The following is a 24,951-nucleotide window of genomic DNA, read 5'->3' on the forward strand; positions in this document are numbered from 1 at the left end:
TGGCTTTGTCTTTAAGTGAAAAAATCAAGCGATATAAAAAAATTAAAATAACTGAGATAATTCTTTTCATAAAAGAGTCTAATGGGTAAGGAGATTATAGGACATATGGAAAAATAAGTATAAAAACAGATAAAAATGGCGGTGAGACTGATGGATAGAAGTCAAAGAATAAATCGTTTGAAGGCTGTAGAAGTCATAAGCTATCGGTTATGCTTTGCGATGCTGCAATGTGAGAGGCTTGCTCATGATGCGACGAAGGAGCTTATGGTTAGGCTTTTTCGTGATGAACGGTTTTTCACAGGGGCAGCTGAGAGCGACGCGCAGCTGTTAAGAAAAGAAGCGTCAGCTATCTGTGGACGCTTCTTGCAAAGACAAGCGCTGGCTGGAAAATAAAGTTCCTATTATCCTCTCATTTCACAAATTGCATGATTTGTCTTTGCAGCTCTTCTGTAATCGATCCCATTGGCAAACGAAGTGAATTTGACGAGAGGATGCCTTGCTGAGCAAGTATCCATTTTAAAGGTGCGGGATTGGATTCTTTGAAGAGCTTTTCGATGAGCGGTATCAAGGAATCGAACATGATTTTGGCTCCCGTGAAGTCACCGCTGCTAGCAAGGCGATAAATTTCAATAAATGCGTCTGTTTGTAGATTAGCTGAAGCAAGCATTCCGCCACAAGCCCCTAGCTTTAACATGTCATGGAAAAATATATCTTCCCCGCATAGAATCGGTTTGGTCACATGTCTTTGCAGTTCTGATAGGAGCTCAGTCCCGCCTGAACTATCTTTTAGCCCAATAACCCCATCAAGCTCCAAAATGGCTTGAAGCGTATTCGCAGTTAATGTAATTCCAGTACGGGTTGGAACCTCGTAGGCAATGACGGGAACACCGACTTGTGCGACTCTCCGGAAATGCTCAACGATGCCTTCTTGTGATGCTCGGCTATAATAGGGGGTCACGACGAGGACGGCATCAGCCCCTAGATTCCCCGCCAATTCTGTCCTTTTTACAGTGGCAAGGGTATGATTCGTTCCGGTGCCAATAAGGAGTGACATTTGTTTATTATCGTTGATCAAGCTTGTTTTTGTCGCTTGTACGAGCAATTCCACCTCTTCCCATGATACAGTAGGCGATTCTCCTGTCGTTCCGTTAATAACTAGGCCTTGGATATCATGTACGATCAGCTTTTCTAAATAATGGTGGTACGAATCCAAATCCAGCTCCTCGTTTGTTAGGAAAGGTGTGACAACAGGGACATAAATACCTTTTAAGTTTGACTCATTTAGCATCGAATGATCCTCCCCATGTTCGTTGTGACTTTACTTTAACATGGTATTTATCATCAGTGTTATCTATAATAAGTGATAATCAGTATCAAAAATAATGATGTGGAGACTACAATGGAACTCATTTATTTTCAAACTTTCCGAGAAGTAGCCTTGCGACAAAGCTTTACAAGGGCAGCTGAGGAGCTGGGCTATGCTCAGTCTAGTGTAACGATGCAGATTCAGAAGCTCGAGCGATCATACGGCGTACAGTTGTTCGAACGTTACGGCAGAGGACTACGACTTACTTCTGCTGGCGAGGAACTGCTGAAGATTGCCGTTCAAATGCTTGACCTCTATCAGCAATCCAAAGAAAAATTGACTCTGCAAGGCGGGGGAGTCTTATCCATAGGGACCATTGATTCATTGGCCTCTTATTTTCTTCCGCCATACCTCCAACAAATTCGGCAACAATATGCTGACCTTGCTATTCAGCTTCGGCCAGATCGTGAAACCGTCATTATGAACAAAGTGAAGGAAGGCGAAATGGATATCGGATTAATTTTAGAAAACAAACCATCCGACCCGGCGCTTAAGTGGATTACTGTTAGAGAAGAACCTCTTGTTCTGATCGCTAGTCCTATACACCCCTTATCACAGCAAGGTGAAGTTACGCTCGCACATTTAGATGGTGCAGAGTGGATGATGACGGAAGCGAGCTGCAATTACCGGATTATGCTCGAGAAGGTACTGCGGACAAATGGGATCTCGTTTCGAATCGGTTTGGAGCTGGGAAACCCGGAAGCCATAAAACGTTGTGTGATGGCTGGCTCAGGGATATCTCTTTTGCCTAAAATGGCAGTTGAAGAGGAGATCATGCGAGGAGAGCTGATAGGCCTTCCTTTCCAACATCCTGATATTCGATTGGATTTGCATATCGTTATTCATCCGAAGAAGTGGATGTCTCATTCTTTAATTGCATTTATTGAGCTATTAAGATCTGCTTCAGGTTGAATCGTTTTCGTTATCATGCATAACGAGAAGTTGCAGGACGCACTTATAGTAATATATTCATATAAAAGCTGAACAGAGTACATTGTTTCAAAGAATGATTTTCACTATTCTAAAAATGAGGGATGGGTCAAGCTGGTCCATTGAATCACATCAATGTTGAAAACGCTAACAAGATGTTATCATTAACTGCTTATTACATGGAACAAAAGTAAAGCGTTTTCTTTTGATAGAAAAGGAGAAGCAATATTGAAATTCTCATTGCGAGCGCAAATGGTTATTAGTTTTTCGGTTATTTATATTCTTCTGATTATCCTCTTTGGCGGTTTGGTCTTAAATTATAATATTTCTAGCTACCAAAAACAAAGCTATGATTACATATACAAGGTTGTTAAAGCTAATATTCGATTGGCTGATAATTACTTTGAGCAGTTAAGTAATGTTTCCCAAATAATAGCGAATGATTCGGGCATTATCCGTGCGGTTTCTTACCGGAATAGTGTTGATACGATTGATTACTCAGTTGAATTATACAATCAGCGAGAAGTAGCCGCCAAAATAAAGCAATTGGATGTAATAAGAGACATTTCGAATGCAGTGATTATCGGTGTTAACAATGAATATTTGTATTATTACGGCAGTTCACCTGTAAAAGGCTATAATTTTAGTAAGCAAGAATGGTTCAATGAAGCAATAGCGGACAATAAGTATATCCGGTTTACAAACTTTCATCCAACAGACTATTTACTCAATAATAAACATCAGGAGACAGTGTCAATCATTACACCGATATTGAGTTTAAATCCATATAGCTCAAATAAATTATCATATTTAATGTGTGATTTTAATCTTAGACCCATTATTTCCGATGAAAATGAATTAGGCTCTGCTCAAATTGCTATTTTCGATGGTACAAACCCGGTGAAATTTTTTGGATCAAGCTATTTATCCGATATTCAGCAACAGCAGGTTATAGAAGCGTTAGAAGAGAAGAAAAAGTATTTTATTTTGCCCAAAAGCAAAGACAATCCTGTTTCCTTGCTTGTTGTCAATGAGATGTCGGAGAAGTCGGGATGGTCAATGCTAGGCATTATGCCGCTTACCGAAATCGAGCAAATGCGTACAATGAATACTTCGTTTGTAATAATGATGATTATTATTGCCTGCATACTTGTATTAATTTCTGCGATCGTTATTTCTAGATCAATCATGATTCCGATGCATGGCTTAATTAAAAATTTCAAAAGAATAGCATCAGGAAATCAAAAGGTTGTTTTTAAACCATCCAAAAGTATTGAAATTAATGCTATTGCTAGAACTGCAGAGTATATGCTGATGAACATTAATCAACTAACCAGCGAAATAGTAGAGAAACAGAAGAATCTGTCGATGGAGCAATTGAAGGTGCTGCAAAACCAAATCAATCCTCATTTCTTAAATAATGTGTTGCAGTCTATTAAGGCGATGGCGGTATCTGGAGATACGAAATCTATTTCGAGAATGACTACGTTATTAGGTAAGGTTCTTTCATACTCTGTCTACAATCCATATGAGAAGGTAACGTTGAGAGAAGAACTCGATTATACGGAAAATTATATAAGCATTCAGAATATCCGATTTAATCAGTTAATCACCTATAATATCGATTGTGAAGAACAGCTTCAGCAGATTTATGTTCCTAAATTGATCATACAGCCACTCATTGAGAATGCAATTGAACATGGTTTTAGCAGTTGCGAGGAAGGGCATATTTCGATTGAGACAGAGGATGCAGGCAATGAATTTTATATTATAGTGACGAACAATGGTTCGATTCTGAATGCTGACGAAATTGTTTCTTTGAATGATATGCTCAGTAATGAAGATGCCTATAAGAAGAAGCACAGTATTGGGCTCTTAAACGTTAATTTACGTTTGAAAAGCAGCTTTGGCCCCCAAGCGGGTTTAAAGATCTTTTCCAGGGAAGGCATGAAAACAATTGTTGTCATAACAATCCCAAAGTAAGGGGAATCCGATATGCTTACAGCTATGATCGTGGATGACGAAATATTATCATTGAAAATGTTGGAGAAAATCGTTGACTGGGAAAGTCTCGGCATAGTCATTGTCGGTACTGCCCAGAATGGATTAGATGCTTTGAATTTATATTATCAGCATCCTACTGATCTGATCATTTCAGATATTAAAATGCCTAAAATAAATGGGCTTGAATTCGTGAAGAAGGTTAAAGAAGTAAATGCTGCTACCGAATTTATATTAATTAGTGCCTATGCTGACTTTGATTATGTCAAAAAAGCTATTGATCTTGGTTGTTCCAATTATATTCTAAAACCTGTAGACGAATTTGAACTGGAACGTACCATTAAAAAAATAACAACGAAAATTAATGAAAAGCAAACAGCTGAAAAATATGCTGCAAGGAATTGGGTCGAAAGAGAAAAACAAGGGTTATATCGATATACGGTTACAGGGAAAAATCAACTTGCAGCTGTTAAGTGTGCAGCTAATTTGAATATTAACTTTTCCTCCTATGGTATGTTTCGATTTAACCTCAGCGATAGCTCGATGAATAATTATATAGAGAACAACCTCCAGTTAGATGCTCAGATGGAGTATATTATGGAGCAGATGATTGCTGTTATGAACCAACATGGGAAAGCGATACTGTTCGATTATGAAGATAATGGTTGGACTGCAATATTAACAGAGTGCGATGCACAGCACTTTCCTTTATGCGCGGAGCAGATGATTTCATTTTTCGCCGCTGAAACGAAGATGGATATACATGTTTGCTTTAGCCAACAAGGAAATGAGCTTAGTGATATGCCTCAATGCTATCAACGTTTATGTAATTTAAGTCGCTATAGTCTCTATATTGGGGACGAGCCTATTCTCGGGTATGGCTATAATTGCGAGGAAACAACATTCAGGCAGCAGGAATTATTGCCATACTCTCATAGCATAACAGAGGCATTGCGCAACAAAGATATTCCATTAGCAGCACAGAAGCTAGATCAGCTCTTACTTTTATCCTGCAAGGCGGATCCAGAATCACTTCATCTTTTCTTTGAGCTTTTCTATAATGTCGTCAGTATGATAAGAGACCAATTAAATGCTGCCAATAAATTGACGGATGATAATAACTTTATATTAAATTTAAGCTATAAAGATATTGCCCGGATTTCTAAAGTTGAAGATATTAATCAGTTAATGAGGCATTTGTTATTATTTCTTTCAGATTCTAGTTCAGCTACCTTGGAATACAGCGATTTAGTTAATAAAGGCATCCAATATATGCATGAAAATTATGATCATGATTTCTCTTTAAATGATATATGCAATGAGCTTTCAGTCAGCAAAAATTATTTCAGCTATTTATTCAAAAGGGAAACAAACCAAAATCTATGGGTTTACCTTACCGAGATCCGATTAAACAAATCGAAAGAACTGCTGTGCACAAGCGATCTGAAAAGCTATGAAATTGCGTATAAAGTTGGATATGATAATTCTAGCTACTTCTCTAAATTGTTCAAGAAAAAAACAGGACAAACACCGAGTGAATTTCGCTTGGCAAATAAGTAATAAATGAATAGATAAACGGAACAGAGTTTATCGTATTGTGGCTTATCCTTCCGTATTCTAAATGAAGAACGGGGGGGATAAGCCTTTTATGATTATTCAGATGATGGAGCAAGAATATTGGTATGGTGGATGTGTAAGTAAAGGGAATCGTATGCCTATAGGTGCAGAGGATCAAATCCAATTTGTGTTCGATCAGAATCCTACACCAAACCAAGCGATGCCGCTGTTCCTTTCTTCAAAGGGGCGCTATTTATGGAGAAAAACAGGATTTACGGTTGATTTTAATCAAGGGAGTATCAGCTGTCCGGAGGATGTCCAAATTGGAACCGGATTCGGCAATTTGCGCGGCGCATATCTTGCAGCAATGAAGAGACATTTTCCCTTCTCTACTATTCATTTATCAGAGAGGTTATTTGACGAGCCGATTTTCAATAGCTGGATTGAGCTTACTTTTAACCAAAATGAAGAGGACTTGTTGAAATATGCAAAAAATATTATCCAAAATGGTTTTAAACCGGGTGTATTAATGATTGACGATGGCTGGAGCGAATACTATGGCAATTGGTCATTCCACTCAGGAAAATTTCCTCATGCTAAGCAATTTGTTCAGGAACTCAAAGAGATGGGCTTCGCCATTATGTTATGGGTCTGTCCATTTATATCGTCGGACACGGTTGCTTATCGTGAAGCGAGAGATCTCGATTTACTAGTCAAGACTTCAGAAGGTAAGCCTTATATATGCAGTTGGTGGAATGGTCATTCTGCTGTTCTAGATTTTTCTAATCCAGCCGCTGTAGCTTGGTTTGACCATCAAATGGGGCAGCTTCAGCAGCTTGGTATAGACGGATTTAAATTTGATGCAGGGGACAGCAGCTTTTATTGTGATGATAACGTAACGTTCGGGAATGTCTCGCCGGATGAGCAATCGCGTCTTTGGGCAGCGTACGGAAGCAAATATAGCTTTAACGAATATCGCGTTACATTTGGCGCAGGCGGATACTCGCTCTTCCAACGTTTATGCGATAAAGAGCATTCTTGGGGAGACAATGGGATTAGAGCTTTAATACCTGATAGCTTGTTGCAGGGTATTACAGGTCATCCATTTAGCTGTCCCGACATGGTTGGTGGCGGTGAATATTTACATTTTGCTGAGCTGCAGCAAAGCGGATTGGATCAGACTCTATTTTGTCGTCATAGTGAAATTGCTTGTTTAATGCCTGCTATTCAGTTTTCCGCAGCACCTTGGCGTATTTTATCCGTTAACCATTTAGAAAAAATCCATGCACATTTACGACTAAGGAAGCAATACGCTAGTCAGTTGAAGCTGGCCTTCCAAGCAGCTGCACAACAAGGTGAGCCTATGATTCGCTACATGGAATACCAATTCCCGGGTGAAGGAATGGAGACCGTTACCGATCAGTTTCTACTGGGAGAAACACTGCTTGTCGCTCCCATTTATGAACAAGCTGCCATTAGCCGTAGAGTAGAGATTCCACGGGGAATCTGGAAATTTGGAGATCAAGTGATAACAAGTGGGGGAGAATCCATGACTTTAACCCCACCAACAGGTATGCCAATTGTATTGGAATGGCAGGGAGTGGATGGCTGACTTTTATGCATTTCGTAATAAAGAATTAGCTTTAATAAATCAATCGTAATATATGGCATGTCATTGCGTTAGACTTACATGAAATAAGTTCATTGATTATGATGATAATAATTTCGTGCTATTAATGAATGATAGAGTTGCTTCTCTAGTTATTGCTCTATTGTTAAGATGATCTTGCAAGACATTACATATTTAATTGGGGGAAATACGAATGAAAATGAAATGGCTTTCAACATTAGTCAGCATAGGCTTAGTGGTCTCCATCCTTGCAGGATGTGGAGGCGGCAATGAAGGGAATAGCTCGTCACCATCGAATGCTGCACCTCCTAATGCTGGTGATCAGAAGCAGGTAGAGATTCGGATTATGGGTTATAATGCTGAAGCTTCTCGAGCAACTTACTTGAAGTTGTTGAAGGAAAAGCTGCCGAACATTAAAGTAACGTTTGAGTTTGTCGCATTGGATAATTTCAGCAATGTTTTGAATTCACAACTGAGTGCCGGTCAAGGCCCAGATATTATTGAAGTGGGCGGCGAGACAAGATTGCTTGCTAATGCAGGATACCTGATGGATTTAACTAGCGAGAGCTTTACGTCTAAATACGCTAATGCTGGCCTTGCTCCTTATTCTGTGGATGGAAAAGTTTATGCGACACCTCTGCAAAGCTGGTATGAAGGAATCTTTTATAACAAAGCCATTTTCCGTGAAAACAATGTTGAAGTTCCGAAAACTTTCGATGATTTTATTAAGGTTCATAAAGATTTAGCTGCCAAAGGCATTAAAGCTCAAACAATGGGTGCTCAATCATGGGAACCAATGATGAAACAAAGTATCGGATTAGTTAACAATGAATTTTACTCAAAACCTGAAAACAAGCAATTTGATGAAAAGTTCAATGCTGGTGAGGCTAAACTTTCAGAATCATGGCTGCCTTATGTGAAAGAATGGTCGCGCATGATTTCAGAAGGCATTTTAACGCAAGACATGCTAGGACTTAGCTACGATCAAGCACTTGATGAGTTTGCTACAGGCAAAGCAGCAATGTGGGAAAGCGGCCCATGGGCTGTAGGAACAATTCTTGAGAAGAACCCTGACATGGAACTAGGCATGTTCCCTATTCCTGGATTAACTGAAGGTCCAGGCTGGTTGATTGGTGGTCCAGGCTCTGCACTTGCGGTTAATGCCAAAACCAAACATAAAGATGAAGTATTACAAGTACTGGAACTGACGGCAACGCCTGAAGCTCAGCAAGCTTTGATTGCAGATAATGCGGGAAGCTCATTCTTGAGTGGTGTTGAGGTTAATCTAGGTGAAATTTATTCCGATGCAGAAGAGGCTTTTAAAGCGGGTAATGTGTATGCGCCATGGACAGCTGCTTGGGTTTCAGGAAATCCGATTGTGGAAGGGTATGGAAAGGCGCTGCAAGAAGTATTGGCTGGCACCAAAACAGTGGATAAAGCTCTGTCAGATGCGGATGATGTTAACGAAATGATGCGGAAATCTCTCAAATAGAACATACACAAATGGAACATTCCTGAATGCCCAGCTTAGGTATTTAGGAATGTTTCTATAATTTAACTGGGAAGGCGAAGTGACTGAAGTGATCGCGAAAAAAAGAAACCGCATCTATTTTTTTATGATTCTCCCTGCTTTTGTAGGGTTTCTTATGTTTTTTATTCTTCCTGTAATCATGAGCTTTGCATATAGCGTGACAAATTATTCAGTCTATAAACCGAACTATCAGTTTACTGGATTAGACAATTATATACAGTTGCTAAGTGATAAAAAGAATGTGATAGCTATAGGCAATTCCATTAAATATGCTTTAGTCATTACCGTTGCTCAGAACTTATTCGCTATTATTTTCGCTGTGATACTGAATCAGAAGCGATTCATGTCTAATATCCTAAAGTCGGTTCTCTTTTTCCCTGCTGTACTTAGTATTCTGGTAGTAGGTTTTCTTTTTCAGTATATTATGACCTCAGCAGATTACGGATTGCTGAATAATATCATTACTTTTTTCGGAGGAAATCCAGTAAATTGGTTAGGGGACGGCAAGATTGCCTTGTATTCTGTCTTATCAACACAAGTATGGCAATGGACAGGCTGGAGCATGGTTATCTATATAGCAAATTTGAAAAGTATTGATTCATCCATATATGAAGCGGCAAGCATCGATGGAGCTAGTAAAATGCAAACATTATCCCGCATAACGCTTCCACTGCTTTATCCGGCTGCGTCTTTTAACATTTTAATGAGTTTAATCGGCGGTTTGAAAGTGTTTGATGTTATTTTTGCTATGACCAAAGGCGGTCCGGGCTATTCAACGGAGACCATTATTACGACAATGATTCGAGAAGGCTTTAACAGTGGACGTACCGCTTATGCATCTGCCATTGCTGTAGTGTTTCTCATTATCGTATTTGTTTTGACCAAATTTATAACGTACTGGTTAAATAAATGGGAGGAAAAAATATCATGATATTCAAACGACGTTTTACTAGCATTTCGACCAACCTTTTGTTTGCTTTAATTGGTTCGATCATGATGCTGCCCATTTATTATCTGGTGGTTACAACCTTTAAAACTCCAAATGATGCAGCTGCTAGTCCTTTGGGCTTACCCAAGCATATCATGTTTGATAACTATATAAATGCTTTTACTGCTATGCATTTCCCTAGAGCGTTTATGAATAATCTCATCATAGCTTCGTTTGCAGTTACAGCACTGATTATTGTTTCCTCAATGGCTGCTTATGTCATTGCTAGAAGTGACAAGAAAATATTCAAGTGGATGTTTCTAGTGTTCATGGTTGGCCTAATTGTTCCATTTCAAATTGCCATTATTCCGCTTTATAAAATTATTGCCGGAATCCACTTGATGAACACATTTCCAGGTGTCATTTTAATTTCAATATTTTGCATCAATCTCCCTTTATCCATCTATTTATTTAAGGGATTTATAGGAACAGTGCCGATAGAATTGGAAGAAGCTGCGGCAATTGATGGTTATGGAACATTTCGTACCTTCTGGGGTATTATCTTTCCACTCCTTAAGCCGATAGTATCTACTGTCACGATATTGGATGCGCTGGCGATATGGAATGATTTTATGACTCCATTGTTGTTTTTGCAAGATCCCAAAAAGGCAGTATTACTACAGGAAGTGTATAAAAACGTCGGCCCTTTCTCTACGAATTGGACATCGTTTTTCCCCATGCTTGTTCTAGCTACCTTGCCATTGATTATTTTCTATCTCATTATGCAGAGAAGTGTTATTGAAGGTGTTATTGCAGGTGCAGTCAAAGGGTAATGAATGGCTCAAGCTTAGTATTATATTTTAACGAAGAAGGGCCATCCCACAAAGGATGGTCCTTCTTCATGGCAAGAGACTATTGTCGGTACAGTTTAGTTATAGTTATTTATTACATTTGTTTCGATCGTAAACATGTTAGTATATGATCTAAAAGTTGAGGTGAAAATGGTATGGAAGAAAGAATATTGCAATTTCTAAATAAATCCTATCCAATTACTTTTCATAATGTAGAGGCAGTAACAAATGAAATGTACCGCTGTCAATCAAAAGAAGGTGTCTTTTTTGTTCGAATAACGAATTATAAGACAGATGAAGAACAATTAGAAGAAGTGAAGTGGTTGCAATATCTATTTAATCAAGGCGTAGGGGTTCCTAAGATCATCCCCTCATATAATGACTCTCTTATTGAACATTTTCGTGAAGATGAAGAAAATCGAGTAGTTGTATTTCAGGCTGCTTCCGGCATTCATCTGCCACGGTCAAAGTGGAATAAGCTGATATTAAGAGATATTGGGAAACAAATGGGTAGAATGCATCGAGTGACTAAAGCATATTTGGAACGTGAGCATACAGCGAAAATCAAAAATTGGTGTGAAAACAATGAGTATGACTTTCTCAAACACATACCTGCTGAAGAGACGATAATACGCGGAATTGCACATGATGTTTTAAAACAGATTAAAGATCTGCCTCAAGATCATTCCAATTATGGTTTAATACACGGGGATTTATGGCTTGAAAACATCCTTATAGATCGTGACTCTAAAATAACGATGATTGATTTTCAAGATTGTGAAAAGCATTTTTATATTTATGATTTAGCTGTTCCCATCTATTCTGCACTAGAATTCTCTTTTTCAGGAGGAGAGAATATAAGCGATTATGAACAATCCATTACTAAGGCGCTAATAGATGGTTATAAAGAGGAGAATGAACTCTCTTCTGAGATGATATTGAAATTACCATTGTTTTTAAAACTAAAAGAATTGTTTGAATACGGTTTGATGCATATGTACTGGGATTCGAAAGAGCTAAGCGAGGAACAAGTTCGAATTCTGAACTTATATAGAATGCGATTAGAGCATAGACACTCTTGAACTAAAATGAAGAAGGGCAAAAACCGGGTGATAAAGACACCCGGTTTTTTGAGTTTTTTCAATCTTACATACGGCTAGGTGCAGGTAGTCCAAGCACAGATAGCGCATCTCCAATTGTATCTTTGAATTTTGATGTAAGCCAAAGCCTATTTGCTTTTTTATCATCATTTGCTTTAAGAATGGGACAAGCGCCATAGAAGTTATTGAACAATACGGCCAATTCATGAGCGTAATTACATACTATGTTTGGAGACAACTCGTTACATGCGATGTATAAAGTATCTTGCCAATTCGCTAAATGTCTAAGCAGCGCGTGTTCTGCTTTCTCTAGCTGATTGAATGCGTTAGGAACCAACGGTTTGATAAGCCATTCGTCTTCAGCTTTGCCTAAAATACTGACTGCACGAGCATGAGCGTACATTAAGTATACCCCAGAGTTTCCAGTGATTTCGGTGGCTTGCTGGATGTCGAAAACAACCTCAGTCAATAAACTAAAGCGGAGCAGGTAATAACGAATCGCTGCCGCTGCGATTATTCTACTGGGCAGACCTTCTTTATCTGAACGTTTATTTTCAATGATACCTTCCATCAGGTCGAGTAAATCGGATATTTTAATCCCGATGCCTTGTCTTCCGGACATAGCGTATGAAGCTTTGCCAGATGAAGTGTCTATACCTAGATCGTTTGCAGCTGCCGGACTCAGTGAGACCACGCCATAACTGACATGACGAAGCTTCTCTGCTTGCGCAGTGTAACCTAAAATATCAAGCGCTTGTTTAACCATAGCTTGAGGATATTGCTGCCGATGGTCGATTACATTAATGACGATGTCTGCCTTTCCATAAGTGGAGCTGGTTCCAGAATTATGAGTTGACCATAAACCCTCTGAAAAACGTTTATAACGGAAATCCTTATCTAGCAATCCAAATTTCCAAAGGTGATAAGCAATATCTTTTGCTGTGTAGGTCAAAATTCCGTTTGAACGAACTAAAACTTTATCCATGTTGTGTTCAGAATCACCATCTTCTAAATCAGTCGCAGCTGTTTGTTTTAATACCCAGCATCCTTCTAGCTTCCCGGAAGTTTCTTGATAGAATTGTGAGGTTTGATTCAGCAGGCTAAATGCCGAATTCCAAAAACCCTCTCTTACAATATTGCTCTCCCACACCAACAAATCATAGTGGATATGGAATGCGTTCATTTCTTCGAGATGTTCACGAACGATTCGCTCAGCTACAAGCAGCCCAACCCAAGATAAATTTTCGTTACCTTCCTCCAGCGAATGAAGAACCTTCGTTCTCTGCTCCATGAGAGGGGGATTCTGCGTATACTCCTTATTAACCCTAGAATAAATATCCCAGCAAAAATCTCCAAAACGTAAATGCTCCTTCTTGTGGGGGATATTTAATATACCTACCACAGTATCTGCTAGCTGATTCCCTAGGTCATCGATATAATTATGCACTTCTACGTTATAACCGACTCGCTTTAAGAATCTCACAAGAGCATCGCCAATACATGAATTTCTTAAATGTCCAATATGGGCTGACTTATTTGGATTAATGGAGGTATGTTCAATGACGACCTTTTCACCAGCATTCATGGGCAGTTTAAAATCCGTTTGAGCCCATTGCCCCCAGTCGATATACATATTTACAAAACCTGGAGGAGCAACTTCGATTTTACTAACTAAATGTTCGATATTTCCTTCTTGTTCCAGTTTTCTTTTTAACATTTCAGCTATTTGTACGGGTGCTTTACGTAATACTTTAGCTAGCTGCATGGCAATATTCGTTGAGTAATCACCATGTTCCAAATGAGCAGGTTGTTCGACATTGACCTTCAAATCATCCGTATAGTGGAGACCTAACTCGTTAAATAAACTTTTTGTGGCCTTTTCTATACTGCTTACAATCGTTTGGCTTATCATTGATAATCCTCCTTAAAAATAATAAAAAGCCCTCGTCTCCAAAACAGAGACGAAGGCTTATGCATTCGCGGTACCACTCTTGTTGTTAAACTTTCGTTTAACCACTCAATAAGATAACGGTCTTAGCCGTGACTTCCTAATGTAATTTCAGAAGTCATTCTCATGGGTGCGATTCACTGATTGACTCCGTACCGGCTCTCACTATTCCGGCTCGCTTGGACTTATGTCAATCGTTACTATCCCAGTCATTGAATTTACTGTATTTTCTGAATATATAATTAATTGAAAGGGAAGTCAACATAAAATAAGAAAACCATTAGGTTGCTGTAGTCAATTCATTTCATTAAACTAAGGACATATTAGTCTGATCTTAGAGTCATGGCTAATTTACTAAGACGTTTAACATTTATATTGGTGTAGATAGGCGTTTATGTGAGCGTTGTATAACAAAAAAATCCAGTCTCATTAGAGACCGGATTTTTTTGCGTAGAAGATAATCTGATCCGTTATGAAGTCCCGCGCACAGAATTTTCAAAAGCAGGTTTGCTGGAAGCAAGCTTGTCCTTCTTGATTGCCTTTGAATTATCTCGGACAGGTCCAACGATATATTTGCCGAATGGGAGCTTGTTTAAATATTTCGTTGTCAGCCATGCGGCGCTAAAGCAAGTCAGATATATGATTGGTATCGTAAGAAACGGATGAATGTACTTCGATATCGGCATGTAAAGAATAACGAAGGCGCGCATAAATACACTGTGAGTTAAATAAATGCCGAAGGAATGATCGGAAATAGAGACCATAAAGCTCGGAATGGATCGCATTTTATTCGAGATATAAAAGATTAGAAAAATAACTGAGGGAGCAAAGAGCAAGTAACTGACTCCCTTTGAACTGATAACGGGAGAGATATCGAGAAATTTAAAGCCCCATACGGGAAGCACCGTAATAAATGGTAACGCCCATACAATCCTTTTATTTCGATTCAGCACCTTTATGAACTGCTCATAATGTCTGCCGCAATAATACCCTAATGCGAAATAGAAAGCCCAGCCGATAAAAGGCAGCCAGCTCGTATAATACCAAATATACTCCGCGGTGCTTTGACTCCCAAAGCCAAACGGCGGTACGAAATTGAAAAAAGCAAGATAGACAAAGTTGATCATGAAGGCGCCCGGAAGCACAATTTTAGGAGACCAAGTTTTTAATTTATTATGTAAAAGATAGTGAATGAGTATGAATTGTATGATAATCAAAATAAAATAGCCATTATAATCACCCATAAAAACATTCCTGAACGCAGCATTTAGTAAATTTTGTACGGTAAAAGGCTCTTGATTTTCATTTACTTTATAGATGGACCCAATAATCCCCATCATGATATAAGGAGGAATGAGAACCTTCAAGCGCTTAGATAGAAATGCCTTAGGCAAGTTTTCTCTATAATTCTTGGCAATGAGGAATTCAGTGATAAAAATAAATAGGGGAGTGCCTACGTTAAAAACGAGTCTTGCCGCATTCAATATCGCGCTTTGCTCGTATATTCTTCCGGTAAATATGAGTGAATGGACCATAACTACAAATAAACAGCCGGCACAGCGTAATAATAGAATTTCATAAGATATTTTTTTCTCCACTCCAAAACCACCTTTATGTAATAGTTATTCGTTTTGAATAACATATTACATTAAAATACTCGTTTTGACGACAAAATGGAGGGGTAAAGGCATAAATCACGACTTGATAACTAGTTTTTATACTTATAAAACGACAAGCCCTACGCCTATCAGCGTGATAAAAGAAATAAGCTAGCCTTCTCCAAAAATGCAAAGGAGGCAGGCTAGCATGACTTATTTGCCCTTACGGGTCATTTCCGCAAGAACATTCCATTGCTCTGCAGTTACCTGGGACAAGCTATTAAATTGACCGGCGCCTTGCAGCCATTCGCCGCCGTCAATCGTAACGACCTCACCATTCATATAGCTCGCATAATCGGATATGAGATAGGCTGCAAGATTAGCAAGCTCCTCTTTATTGCCAACACGACGAAGAGGAATACGTCCCAGCATTTGCTCCTCCAGCTCCGGTGTAGGAGAGAGGCGTGACCAAGCGCCTTCTGTTGGAAAGGGGCCAGGCGCAATGGCAATCTGGCGTATGCCATAAGGTGCCCATTCAACGGCAAGGGATCGCGTCAGTGCTAACACACCAGCTTTTGCCGCTGCAGAGGGTACAACATAGCCTGATCCTGTGGATGCATAGGTGGTTACAATGTTTAGCATCGTTCCGCTGCGACCTTGCTCGATCCATCTCTTTCCGAGCTCCAGTGTCGTATAAAAGGTGCCATGAAGGACTATGTTTAGCACGGCATCCACCGCTTTTGGAGAGAGCCGTTCGGTTGGACTGATGAAATTTCCAGCTGCATTATTGATGAGCACATCGATGCCGCCAAAATGAGCTTCCGTCGCTTCAATCAACTCATAGATCTGCGCGGGGTCTCTAACATCGCAGCTCTTGTAAAAAACTTGATTTTCCGCAGAGCTCATTTCTTCCGAAGCTTTTCTCAGCACTTCTTCCCGGCGGCTTGCGATAGCCAGCTTTGCGCCAAGCTCCAAAAACTTTTCACCCATGGCGCGCCCGAGACCGGTAGCACCGCCGGTTATCAAAACAACCTTATCTTTTAATAGATCACTTGCGAAGGCTCCCATATGCGTTCATTCTCCTTTACACATTTATAACTAGTGTATGTTCAGAGAATGTGCAGCAATCCATTGCTTGTATAGGAATGTTGTAGGGTTGTATATATTTTTACTGAATGAACCTTCCGATAAAACCAGCAACCTTCTGCTCATAAGTTGCTTTATCTGTTATATACGCCATACCATGGCTTGCGTCTTTCACAAGCAATATATCCTTTTCTGTTTTGCAGGCGTTATACAATCTCCAAACCATTTCAGCAGGAACAAAGGTGTCATCGACTCCATGAATGAAAAGCATTGGCAAATTATTCTTTTCCAATTGGTTCATGGAGGAAGCCTCTCTAAAGCTGTAGCCCGCTTTCAGTTTTGTTAATAAGCTTGTTGTGTGCAAAAGAGGAAACGGTTGCATTTTATACATACGCCGCAGCTGGTAGGCAAGCTGATCATAAACGGATGTATAGCCGCAATCCTCAACGATCACCTTCACTTGAGGGGGCAAACTCTCGCCGCTTATCATCATGACGGTAGCGCCGCCCATAGATATCCCATGCAGAACGATTTGAATATCCTCGCCCTTGTCTTCCACTAGTTTATTGATCCAGCGCAAATAATCGAGACGATCAGCCCAGCCAAAACCGATATAGTCTCCTTCACTAGCACCATGTCCACGATCATCTGGCATAAGGACGTTGTAGCCTAGCTGTTCGTAGTAAAATTTGGCTAAGAGGCCCATATCCTTCCCACAGCCTGAATATCCATGTGCTAAAACGACTGTTTTTGTTGTTGGAGTCTGTGCAGTCAAATAATAGCCCACTAGCTTAAGTCCATCATGAGAATGGATATGCCAAGTCTCAGGAGAGAGACTATTGACCCATTTGGGACCATCAAAAGGAATTGGCGTTGGTTCGTCAGGCACTAAATCTTTATTATCGCTCAAAAATTGTTTGGAATTTCGTTGTATAGCCATATTGTAAAAATATAGACTGATGAGTATCAAAGCTCCTGTGATAAGGAGAGCCAAAATAATTATTGCCCATAAAACGGGATGCTCCGTTATTCCCATAGCGCCCACGTATCCTTTCTTCTCTTTCCCTTCCATACGAAAAACTTATCCCCTTTATTATGCGATAATGTGCTTGCTTTTAATTCCATTTTAACATGGTGGATAAAAAGAAAAAGTTAAGGGCTTTAAAAAAGCAGCAGCTGCCTCAGGTCATGGACCATAGAGACAGCTGCTGCTTCATTAATGCTTCAGTTCTGGCAATTGAAATTTAGAGAAATAACCATTCGATGAGCCGACATAAAGATCCTTGCCATCATAATTGATATATCCGCTCGTTACATCGAAATCTCCAAGCTCAGGATAGCCGAACATGACATCTTTGATCCGTTTGACATTCTTTCCGCTTTTCTTATCGATGAGTAAAAGGTCACCATTATAAGGAAGTAAGATATAATCCTTCAAAATGGTGAAGGTGCCCAAACCATAGTGCCAACCGTTTGGAGAAGAGCCATTCGTTTGAAGCTGCCAAATGATGTGCCCATTCATTTTATTGAATGCAGAAGGAACACCGTTGATGGTTGCGTATACGACATCTCCTTCAATGACGGCTTTGAAGGCTCTGCCCGGTAAAGTCCACAACGTTTTACCAGAGATGGTGTCATAAAAATGGGTCTCATATTGATCTTCATCTGTATCAATGGATTGACTTAATTTTTTATGAATCATTAAAAATCTCTTGTCTAGTGGATAGACGAAATCATCATAAATGACCTTGTAGCTTCTTAATATCTTGCCAGTTTTTACATTGAGCAATATTTGCTGTGATCCAAGCAGCATCCAGCGCTCAGTAAGATCGGTGCCAAGGGGATTAGATTGCTGTTTAAATAATCCAGCTGAATAAAACTCATCCATTCCCCAGTCGCCTTTTATTCCTTGCACATTAATGCTCCATACTATTTTACCCGTTTTAGGCTGCAGAGCCTGAAGCTTATCTCCCGCCTCTATCAAAATATATGGATCATATTCACTGCGATTGTATATTTCGATTGGTGCATCATAGTTTTTGCTCCACATCTGCTTGCCTGTAGCTATATTTAAAACAACTAATTTATGCTTATCAAGAGCATCATTAGGACGATTATAGAGAAGGACGCTATCCTTAGCGCGAGCCATAATAAGAAACTCATTCTCCTGAGGCAGGTTGTAGGCCCAGATTAGTTTACCGTCGGAGAGGCGAATATGCTGGACACGCTGAGCATATTTTTTTGTTTCAGAGTTAAATGGCGTAGAAATAGTTACCGCCTTCCGGGTGGTATCAAGAAAAGCAGTGAATCCGCTATGCCCGGCTTTAACCTGCCACAGCAATTTTCCAGTCGTTTTGTTTAAGGCATAAAGATCAGAATTATCATGCATCCCGCTAAAATATCCGTCATCCCCTTTTACAAGGAGTACATCATCCAAGGCCGCATATAGGAAGTTAAAGGCAAGCCAGTGCTGGCTTCTCCATTCCCAGTTAGGCTCTATAGTAGGGGCAAGCTTTAGAAAACGATATTCATAGAGCTGATCTTCTGGATATTGATACCCGTTTAATGCGGTCTGACCGCTTTCTGTCATCCGCATAATAATGGTTCGTTCTAACAACTTTTTGTCCTTAGAGAATGTTACCTTCACCTGACCATCTTCAAGCTCATATCGCCAAGTAAGGTCAAGCTGGACCGGGCCGTTATTGATATTCATGTTTCTCGATGATTCAATGAAATGAGGTTTACCAAGCAGCTGTTGTACGCTTGATGCATCCATTCCCTTATAGAGAACTGCTTCCATAATCTCATTTATTTTCATAGCGGGTATCGCTAAGCTTTTGTCGAAAAGTCCAGATTTGATCTCTTCCTGCGTGCTAATATCTTTTTCGTTTACCCAGAGAAGAAGTGGGCGAAATGTTTTGTATTCTTGGTATGGGGGATTTGGAGACAGGAGCACACCATACCAATCATCCCAGCGAAGTACGGAATAAAGAGGGACGCTAGCATCCACGCCTTTTTTTCTTGTCAGGCTATTTGGGAATAAGCTGGGCTCAATATCCTTATTTAATGTAAGGCGAGTGGGTGTAGTTAGCTTAATATTTTTTGAAGCGGATGTGCCGTACCAGACAGGAATCCAGTGCAAACCGTCTTCTTCCGATGAAACTTGAATCATTTCTCCCTTTTTTTGCTCAACTGGAAGCGTAAGGTTAGGCGCGCCATAATATTTCACCTTCACAACACCATCCAAATTCATCCCTGGATCATCGATAAAATAGGGTGTGTAGAGACCCAGTGACATTTTGCTTTGAGGAGACGGCAATGTCAGAGGAGTTGGCGTATCCTTCACTGCCTCAGATGGAATCGTTGCAGTTGGATTGATGAGTGGGGACTGTGCCGCATTTGTACAACCCATTAGTATAATAACGATGGATACTAGCATGGCGAGCAAACACTTTTTCATCCGAATGACTCCTTAACAAGAAAAATATGGAACAAATAGATAGACGTATGGAAAGTGGAAAAAGTTATTCCCGTTAGCTTAGTTTTATATTTCACTCTGATGGGAATCCCATGGTTATTACCAGAAAATAGTATATAATAGGAGGAAACAGCATACATTCGGGAACCGTGAGGGGTAATTATTTTATGGGCTTAGAAATTGTAGAGGCAACCATTTCGTCCATTCAAGCGGCTTTGGAATCAGGAGAACTGACATCACGGGAGCTCGTATTATTTTATCTTGATAGAATTGCTACCCATGACAAAAATGGCTTGACCATTAATTCTGTTCTTGAAATCAATCCAGATGCCCTTTTTATTGCCGCAGCTTTAGATAACGAGCGTGCTGCCAAGGGGGCTAGAGGTCCATTGCACGGTATCCCTATTATGCTCAAGGACAATATTAATACGGGTGACAAGATGCACACGAGTGCAGGCTCTCTCGCATTAGCACATTCCTATGCAGGAGAAGATGCATTTATCGTCAGCAGACTGCGCACTGCAGGTACGATTATATTAGGTAAAGTCAATATGACGGAATTCGCTAACTTTATGACAGATGGAATGCCTTCCGGCTATAGCTCGCGGGGCGGACAGGTTCTTAATCCTTACAATATCTCAACACCGACAGGCGGATCAAGCGCAGGCTCAGGAGTGAGTGTTGCTTGTAATTTTTGTATGGCTTCCATAGGGACGGAAACCTCTGGTTCCATATTAAATCCCGGAAATTTAAGCTCTACGGTCGGCATCAAGCCAACAGTAGGACTCGTCAGCCGTTCTGGTATTTTGCCGCTTTCGAATAGTCAGGATACAGCTGGACCCATGGCTCGAACGGTAACGGATGCGGTCCATCTATTGAATGCAATCGTCGATCAAGACGCCAATGATGCTGCAATGAGAGGCGGAGAATGGGAGGAGCGTATAGATTATGCGGCTTTTCTGAACGAGAACGGATTAGAGGGAAAAAGGATCGGAATTCCGAGGGATTATTATTTTGAAGAATTAACGGACGAGCAGCTTGATCTATTTAATGCAGCGGTGGAACTTATGAGAGGGCTGGGGGCTGTCATCATTGATCCTGCCGATATACGAACAGCGCGCCAGATTGTTTACTCATCTGTCGTCTTGAATGAGTTCAAATCATCTCTTAATGCCTATTTATCGAAGCTGCCGGCGGGGGCTAGAATACGCAGCCTGAAAGAGATTATTGCCTATAACAACGAGCATCCCGTGGAAACTTTAAAATATGGGCAATCGACCTTGCTTCAAGCGGAGACGGCTACATCAGGCACGTTGACGGAGACACCTTATATACGTGATCGAATGACAGACCTTAAGTTATGCAAGGAGGAAGGCATTGACGCAACGATGAAGGAGCATAATCTGGATGCGCTATTGTTTCCAGCTGATTTTGGGGCAAGGATAACATCGCGATCCGGCTATCCCTCTATCGTAGTTCCAGCGGGCTATACGTCTAAGGGTGTGCCCTTTGGTGTAACCTTCTCTGCACGAGCTTATGAAGAGCCCAAGCTTATCGAGCTTGCTTATGCCTATGAGTCGCATAGCAAGGTGCGCAAAGCACCTTCCTTGCAAAGCTTTATTTAAAAAAGTGATATGAAGCAAAAAAACTCCCTTAGCAGGGAGTTTTTTTCTTTCACAGCGGTTATTTTTTTGCTTTGAAATGAACAACAGCGCTGTAGAGCATTTTCTCTATTTTCGGATTGAAAACAGTATGATGGCTAACGGTAAATACCTCTAGCAGGAGCCCTTTATTATTCTCGATTTGCTGATCGATTTTGAGCTCCAACGTTTTCAAGTCATAAGCTTCGAAAAACTCGATTTTATTCTCAATAAGATCTAAACGAAAATTCATCGGCTTGTCTCCTAAACATAAATGCATTTGATAGCTATATTATACCTTGAGACAGCTATAGTTACAAAGAATCGTTATAGGAGCGGGAATAGCTTTAATTCGGTTTCTTTGCTGTCCATAGCGTTTGAATCTCTTCAAGCGATTTGCCTTTTGTTTCAGGTACAATTCGCAGGGTGAAGAGGAATGCGATCAAGGACATGCCGCCATATATCCAGAACGTACTGGCTGGGCCTGCAGAGCTGAGCAGCGGCGGGAAAGATTGAGATACGATATAATCCGCTATCCAAAGCGCCATAGCTGCGATGGCTGTCGCTTTACCGCGAATGCGGTTTGGGAATATTTCGGACATAATAACCCAAACAACCGGTCCGAATGATACGGCAAAGGCTGCTACATAGAGCAAAATAAAGATGAGCACGAGCGGACCAGAAGTATGTCCCGTGTGAAAGGCGAAGCCAATGACGACTAAACAAATGACCATAGCGGCAGAACCGACAAGAAGGAGTAATCTGCGTCCTACTTTATCGATGAGCCAGAGCGCAATAATCGTAAATACCAGGTTGATCACGCCAACCATAATGGTCTGAATAAGCGATGCGTTTGTGCCAGCGCCGGTTTCTTTGAATATCTCCGGTGCATAATACATGACAGCATTGATGCCTACAGCTTGCTGCAGGACTGCAAGTCCTACACCGACAATGAGGGCTATGCGAAGTCCCGGCTTGAATAGTTGACGAAGGGACCCGCTTTCCTGTTCGAAGGATTCTTTGATGTCAATAACTTCCTTCTTCGCTAGCTCTTCGCCGTGTATACGAAGTAGAATAGGTAATGCATCTGCTGGTCGCCCTTGCTTAATGAGCCATCTAGGGCTCTCTGGTACAAAGAACAGGAGGACTAGGAAGATGAAGCCTGGTATGGCACCTACGCCGAACATCCAGCGCCATGCAGTCGTAATATCCCATGCGTCATTTCCTGAGCTGGAGATCCATAGGTTAACAAAATAAGTGATAACAATACCCGAAACGATAGCAAGCTGATTTAAGGCTACAAGACGACCGCGGTATTTGGCCGGAGCGATTTCAGCGTTGTAAAGCGGACATAGGGTAGAGGTTATCCCAATCCCAAGACCTCCGATGATCCGAGCAATGATAAATCCAGAGAAGGTATCTGGAATAGCAGAACCGATCGACCCGATAATAAATAAAATAGCAGCTACAATAAGTACTTTTTTACGTCCAAATCTATCACTTAGCAAGCCTGACATAGCTGCACCAATAATACATCCGATAATTAAGCTAGAGACAGCCCAGCCAACTTCAAGCTTTGTTAAATCAAAATGATGCTCCATAAATCCGATAGCACCGGATACAACAGCTGTATCAAAACCAAATAATAAACCGCCTAAAGCAGAAACCATGGAAACAAGCGTAACAAACTTCATGCTCACTTGTCCGTTTTGCATTTTATCTTGTGTATCCAACCTCGTTTGCCCCTCTCTGACTTACATATTCCGTAGTAAAGCGAAACTCATTATAGCATGTAAAATCGCTAATTCTTGATCCAATTACCTTCACATATTAGTGTTGTTCCCGCATTAAATTGGGACTATGCGCCAGATAAGCTGCGTTTCGAAAAAACTAGCATATTGTTAACCTCTAGAGAACAAAAAAGTCCATGTCAGCATGACATGAACTCCCAAGAGATGAACTATTTGGTTCCGCTTCGATAATCAGAAGGTGTGACTCCCGTTACTTTTTTAAACACACGGCTGAAATAATTAGGATCATTATAGCCAACCTCAAAGCAAACTTCCTTCAAGCTTAAGTTGCCTAGTGCCATTAATTCCTTTGCCTTCTCAATCCTCAAACCTGTGACATAATCAATAAACGTTGTTCCTACCTGCTGTTTAAAAATTTTGGAGAAATAGTGGGGGTTGAGATGGACGTACTCCGCTACATCCTCAAGCGAAACCTCTTCCATGTATCTGTCCTCAATATAGCTCTTAGCCCTGCTCAGGACCGTTTGCGTTTGCTGCTCTCTTTGCTCACGAATTTGCTGCATGGCAGAGATCACATAAGATTGGCTGCCGAGTTCGACGTCTAGCCCTCCGTTGCCAGTGCGAGGGGATTCGGAAGCTGTACCGCGCTTTAATTCGTCAAAGCGGCATATTTCTCCGTAGCGATCCAAGTAGGTAGAGGCGAATACCGCTTCAAAATAGGACTTGCGGAGCCCATCAGCGCCGCTATGCATCATGCCTATTCCGATTGATATATCAATGCTTAGCTGGCGTGCCGCTAGTGCGCATAGCTCCTCTCCAAAGGAAACCGTATCTTCCATCCACTCATTTTCTGATATGTCGCTCGCTTTTCTTTTGAAAATAGCCATATGGCGATCAATTAATGAACTGATAATACTGGACGGTTCATATGATTTGGCAAAGCTTCTAATGCGATCATGCAGCTTTTGCTTGTCATTCATATTCACTTGCTCCGGAAATGCAATGACAATGGCGGAGCCTTGATCGAGAGGGAAGCTGAGCCATTCAGCAAGCTGCTCTATATTCATATCAGTGACGGGATCAACCATAAACATCAAGGCTAATTCATTCTCTGCCAGCGGAAGCAATTGAGACAGCTTATGACGAAGCTCCAGCTCAATAGACCGTTTCTGCTTTTCTTGATCCAGCTCCGTTGTAAGCCTAGTGAGTGTTTCCACCACTAGCTCACGCTTGGCAGGCTTAACAAGATACTCGCTTACTCCTAGTGCAACGGCTTCCTTGGCATATGCAAAATAATCATAAGCGGTTACCAGCACAAATTTGGATTCGGGCAGCTTTAATTTGATTTCACGGATGGCCTCCAGCCCTTGAATGCCGGGCATGTTGACATCCATCATAATAATTTGAGGTTTATACTCCTCAGCGCGTTCAATAGCTAGCCGGCCGTTCTCGGCGTGAAATACCTGAAAGGTATGCGGCATCTTGTGTGAGATAATCCATTCCAGCCCCTCGCGTTCCAGCGCTTCGTCATCTGCAATTAATATGCGGTACATGTC

19 protein-coding genes and 1 other annotated feature are annotated in these 24,951 nt (G+C 40.8%); of the genes, 10 read left to right on the forward strand and 9 right to left on the reverse strand.

Going from position 1 to position 24,951, the window contains the following annotated elements; translation table 11 throughout:
• Positions 1-150: 150 nt before the first annotated feature.
• A complete protein-coding gene (locus AC0YOD_RS01530) occupies positions 151-393 on the forward strand; it encodes a hypothetical protein (protein ID WP_475797486.1) in 243 nt (80 codons plus the stop codon).
• Positions 394-409: 16 nt separating this feature from the next.
• On the opposite strand, the gene dapA is transcribed toward AC0YOD_RS01530, so the two are convergent.
• A complete protein-coding gene (gene dapA, locus AC0YOD_RS01535) occupies positions 410-1,288 on the reverse strand; it encodes a 4-hydroxy-tetrahydrodipicolinate synthase (RefSeq protein ID WP_475797487.1) in 879 nt (292 codons plus the stop codon).
• Between the two features lie 111 nt (positions 1,289-1,399).
• Between dapA and AC0YOD_RS01540 the strand changes: the two genes are divergently transcribed.
• From AC0YOD_RS01540 to AC0YOD_RS01575, 8 genes are all read left to right on the forward strand, one after another.
• Positions 1,400-2,278, forward strand: a complete 879-nt coding sequence (locus tag AC0YOD_RS01540) for a LysR family transcriptional regulator (RefSeq protein ID WP_475797488.1) — start codon at positions 1,400-1,402, stop codon at positions 2,276-2,278.
• Between the two features lie 270 nt (positions 2,279-2,548).
• Positions 2,549-4,279, forward strand: coding sequence for a sensor histidine kinase (locus AC0YOD_RS01545; RefSeq protein WP_475797489.1), 1,731 nt, complete (start codon positions 2,549-2,551; stop codon positions 4,277-4,279).
• Between the two features lie 12 nt (positions 4,280-4,291).
• A complete protein-coding gene (locus AC0YOD_RS01550) occupies positions 4,292-5,857 on the forward strand; it encodes a response regulator transcription factor (RefSeq protein WP_475797490.1) in 1,566 nt (521 codons plus the stop codon).
• Between the two features lie 100 nt (positions 5,858-5,957).
• Positions 5,958-7,466, forward strand: coding sequence for a glycoside hydrolase family 31 protein (locus AC0YOD_RS01555; RefSeq protein ID WP_475797491.1), 1,509 nt, complete (start codon positions 5,958-5,960; stop codon positions 7,464-7,466).
• A 211-nt stretch (positions 7,467-7,677) separates the two neighbouring features.
• A complete protein-coding gene (locus AC0YOD_RS01560) occupies positions 7,678-8,976 on the forward strand; it encodes an ABC transporter substrate-binding protein (protein ID WP_475797492.1) in 1,299 nt (432 codons plus the stop codon).
• An 88-nt stretch (positions 8,977-9,064) separates the two neighbouring features.
• Positions 9,065-9,946, forward strand: coding sequence for a carbohydrate ABC transporter permease (locus AC0YOD_RS01565; RefSeq protein WP_475797493.1), 882 nt, complete (start codon positions 9,065-9,067; stop codon positions 9,944-9,946).
• A complete protein-coding gene (locus tag AC0YOD_RS01570) occupies positions 9,943-10,776 on the forward strand; it encodes a carbohydrate ABC transporter permease (protein WP_475797494.1) in 834 nt (277 codons plus the stop codon). The genes AC0YOD_RS01565 and AC0YOD_RS01570 overlap by 4 nt, the downstream gene beginning before the upstream one ends.
• A gap of 173 nt (positions 10,777-10,949) precedes the next feature.
• On the forward strand, positions 10,950-11,876 hold the full coding sequence (locus AC0YOD_RS01575; protein ID WP_475797495.1) for a phosphotransferase enzyme family protein: 927 nt from the start codon (positions 10,950-10,952) through the stop codon (positions 11,874-11,876).
• A gap of 64 nt (positions 11,877-11,940) precedes the next feature.
• Here AC0YOD_RS01575 and AC0YOD_RS01580 read toward each other — a convergent pair whose 3' ends face one another.
• The 5 genes from AC0YOD_RS01580 to AC0YOD_RS01600 all read right to left on the reverse strand — a co-directional run bounded on the left by AC0YOD_RS01580 (position 11,941) and on the right by AC0YOD_RS01600 (position 19,986).
• Entirely contained in the window at positions 11,941-13,806 is a 1,866-nt protein-coding gene (locus AC0YOD_RS01580; RefSeq protein ID WP_475797496.1) for an arginine--tRNA ligase, read from the reverse strand.
• 42 nt (positions 13,807-13,848) lie between these two features.
• Positions 13,849-14,064: a binding site (T-box leader), on the reverse strand.
• A gap of 248 nt (positions 14,065-14,312) precedes the next feature.
• Complete coding sequence (locus AC0YOD_RS01585) at positions 14,313-15,440, reverse strand: acyltransferase family protein (RefSeq protein WP_475797497.1); 1,128 nt, start codon at positions 15,438-15,440, stop codon at positions 14,313-14,315.
• 213 nt (positions 15,441-15,653) lie between these two features.
• Positions 15,654-16,508 carry an SDR family oxidoreductase gene (locus tag AC0YOD_RS01590; RefSeq protein WP_475797498.1) on the reverse strand — a complete coding sequence of 285 codons (855 nt, stop codon included), beginning with the start codon at positions 16,506-16,508 and terminating at the stop codon, positions 15,654-15,656.
• Between the two features lie 100 nt (positions 16,509-16,608).
• Positions 16,609-17,598, reverse strand: a complete 990-nt coding sequence (locus AC0YOD_RS01595) for an alpha/beta hydrolase (protein WP_475797499.1) — start codon at positions 17,596-17,598, stop codon at positions 16,609-16,611.
• A gap of 144 nt (positions 17,599-17,742) precedes the next feature.
• Positions 17,743-19,986, reverse strand: coding sequence for an outer membrane protein assembly factor BamB family protein (locus AC0YOD_RS01600; RefSeq protein ID WP_475797500.1), 2,244 nt, complete (start codon positions 19,984-19,986; stop codon positions 17,743-17,745).
• Positions 19,987-20,171: 185 nt separating this feature from the next.
• Between AC0YOD_RS01600 and AC0YOD_RS01605 the strand changes: the two genes are divergently transcribed.
• Positions 20,172-21,629: an amidase family protein gene (locus AC0YOD_RS01605; protein ID WP_475797501.1), complete on the forward strand. Its 1,458-nt coding sequence runs from the start codon at positions 20,172-20,174 to the stop codon at positions 21,627-21,629.
• Positions 21,630-21,687: 58 nt separating this feature from the next.
• Here AC0YOD_RS01605 and AC0YOD_RS01610 read toward each other — a convergent pair whose 3' ends face one another.
• From AC0YOD_RS01610 to AC0YOD_RS01620, 3 genes are all read right to left on the reverse strand, one after another.
• On the reverse strand, positions 21,688-21,897 hold the full coding sequence (locus AC0YOD_RS01610) for a YrzA family protein (protein ID WP_475797502.1): 210 nt from the start codon (positions 21,895-21,897) through the stop codon (positions 21,688-21,690).
• A 94-nt stretch (positions 21,898-21,991) separates the two neighbouring features.
• Positions 21,992-23,359, reverse strand: a complete 1,368-nt coding sequence (locus tag AC0YOD_RS01615) for a sugar porter family MFS transporter (RefSeq protein WP_475798337.1) — start codon at positions 23,357-23,359, stop codon at positions 21,992-21,994.
• A 245-nt stretch (positions 23,360-23,604) separates the two neighbouring features.
• Positions 23,605-24,948: an AraC family transcriptional regulator gene (locus AC0YOD_RS01620; RefSeq protein ID WP_475797503.1), complete on the reverse strand. Its 1,344-nt coding sequence runs from the start codon at positions 24,946-24,948 to the stop codon at positions 23,605-23,607.
• Positions 24,949-24,951: the final 3 nt, after the last annotated feature.

This window comes from Paenibacillus sp. J31P13 (assembly GCF_056269295.1).

Coding starts and splice junctions, on each gene's coding strand:
- AC0YOD_RS01575 (WP_475797495.1), top strand. CDS start 10,950: ATGGAAGAAAGAATATTGCAATTTCTAAATAAATCCTATCCAATTACT.
- AC0YOD_RS01580 (WP_475797496.1), bottom strand. CDS start 13,806: ATGATAAGCCAAACGATTGTAAGCAGTATAGAAAAGGCCACAAAAAGT.
- AC0YOD_RS01615 (WP_475798337.1), bottom strand. CDS start 23,359: ATGCAAAACGGACAAGTGAGCATGAAGTTTGTTACGCTTGTTTCCATG.
- dapA (WP_475797487.1), bottom strand. CDS start 1,288: ATGCTAAATGAGTCAAACTTAAAAGGTATTTATGTCCCTGTTGTCACA.
- AC0YOD_RS01530 (WP_475797486.1), top strand. CDS start 151: ATGGATAGAAGTCAAAGAATAAATCGTTTGAAGGCTGTAGAAGTCATA.
- AC0YOD_RS01550 (WP_475797490.1), top strand. CDS start 4,292: ATGCTTACAGCTATGATCGTGGATGACGAAATATTATCATTGAAAATG.
- AC0YOD_RS01570 (WP_475797494.1), top strand. CDS start 9,943: ATGATATTCAAACGACGTTTTACTAGCATTTCGACCAACCTTTTGTTT.
- AC0YOD_RS01555 (WP_475797491.1), top strand. CDS start 5,958: ATGATGGAGCAAGAATATTGGTATGGTGGATGTGTAAGTAAAGGGAAT.
- AC0YOD_RS01610 (WP_475797502.1), bottom strand. CDS start 21,897: ATGAATTTTCGTTTAGATCTTATTGAGAATAAAATCGAGTTTTTCGAA.
- AC0YOD_RS01595 (WP_475797499.1), bottom strand. CDS start 17,598: ATGGAAGGGAAAGAGAAGAAAGGATACGTGGGCGCTATGGGAATAACG.
- AC0YOD_RS01590 (WP_475797498.1), bottom strand. CDS start 16,508: ATGGGAGCCTTCGCAAGTGATCTATTAAAAGATAAGGTTGTTTTGATA.
- AC0YOD_RS01540 (WP_475797488.1), top strand. CDS start 1,400: ATGGAACTCATTTATTTTCAAACTTTCCGAGAAGTAGCCTTGCGACAA.
- AC0YOD_RS01605 (WP_475797501.1), top strand. CDS start 20,172: ATGGGCTTAGAAATTGTAGAGGCAACCATTTCGTCCATTCAAGCGGCT.
- AC0YOD_RS01560 (WP_475797492.1), top strand. CDS start 7,678: ATGAAAATGAAATGGCTTTCAACATTAGTCAGCATAGGCTTAGTGGTC.
- AC0YOD_RS01600 (WP_475797500.1), bottom strand. CDS start 19,986: ATGAAAAAGTGTTTGCTCGCCATGCTAGTATCCATCGTTATTATACTA.
- AC0YOD_RS01620 (WP_475797503.1), bottom strand. CDS start 24,948: ATGTACCGCATATTAATTGCAGATGACGAAGCGCTGGAACGCGAGGGG.
- AC0YOD_RS01545 (WP_475797489.1), top strand. CDS start 2,549: ATGGTTATTAGTTTTTCGGTTATTTATATTCTTCTGATTATCCTCTTT.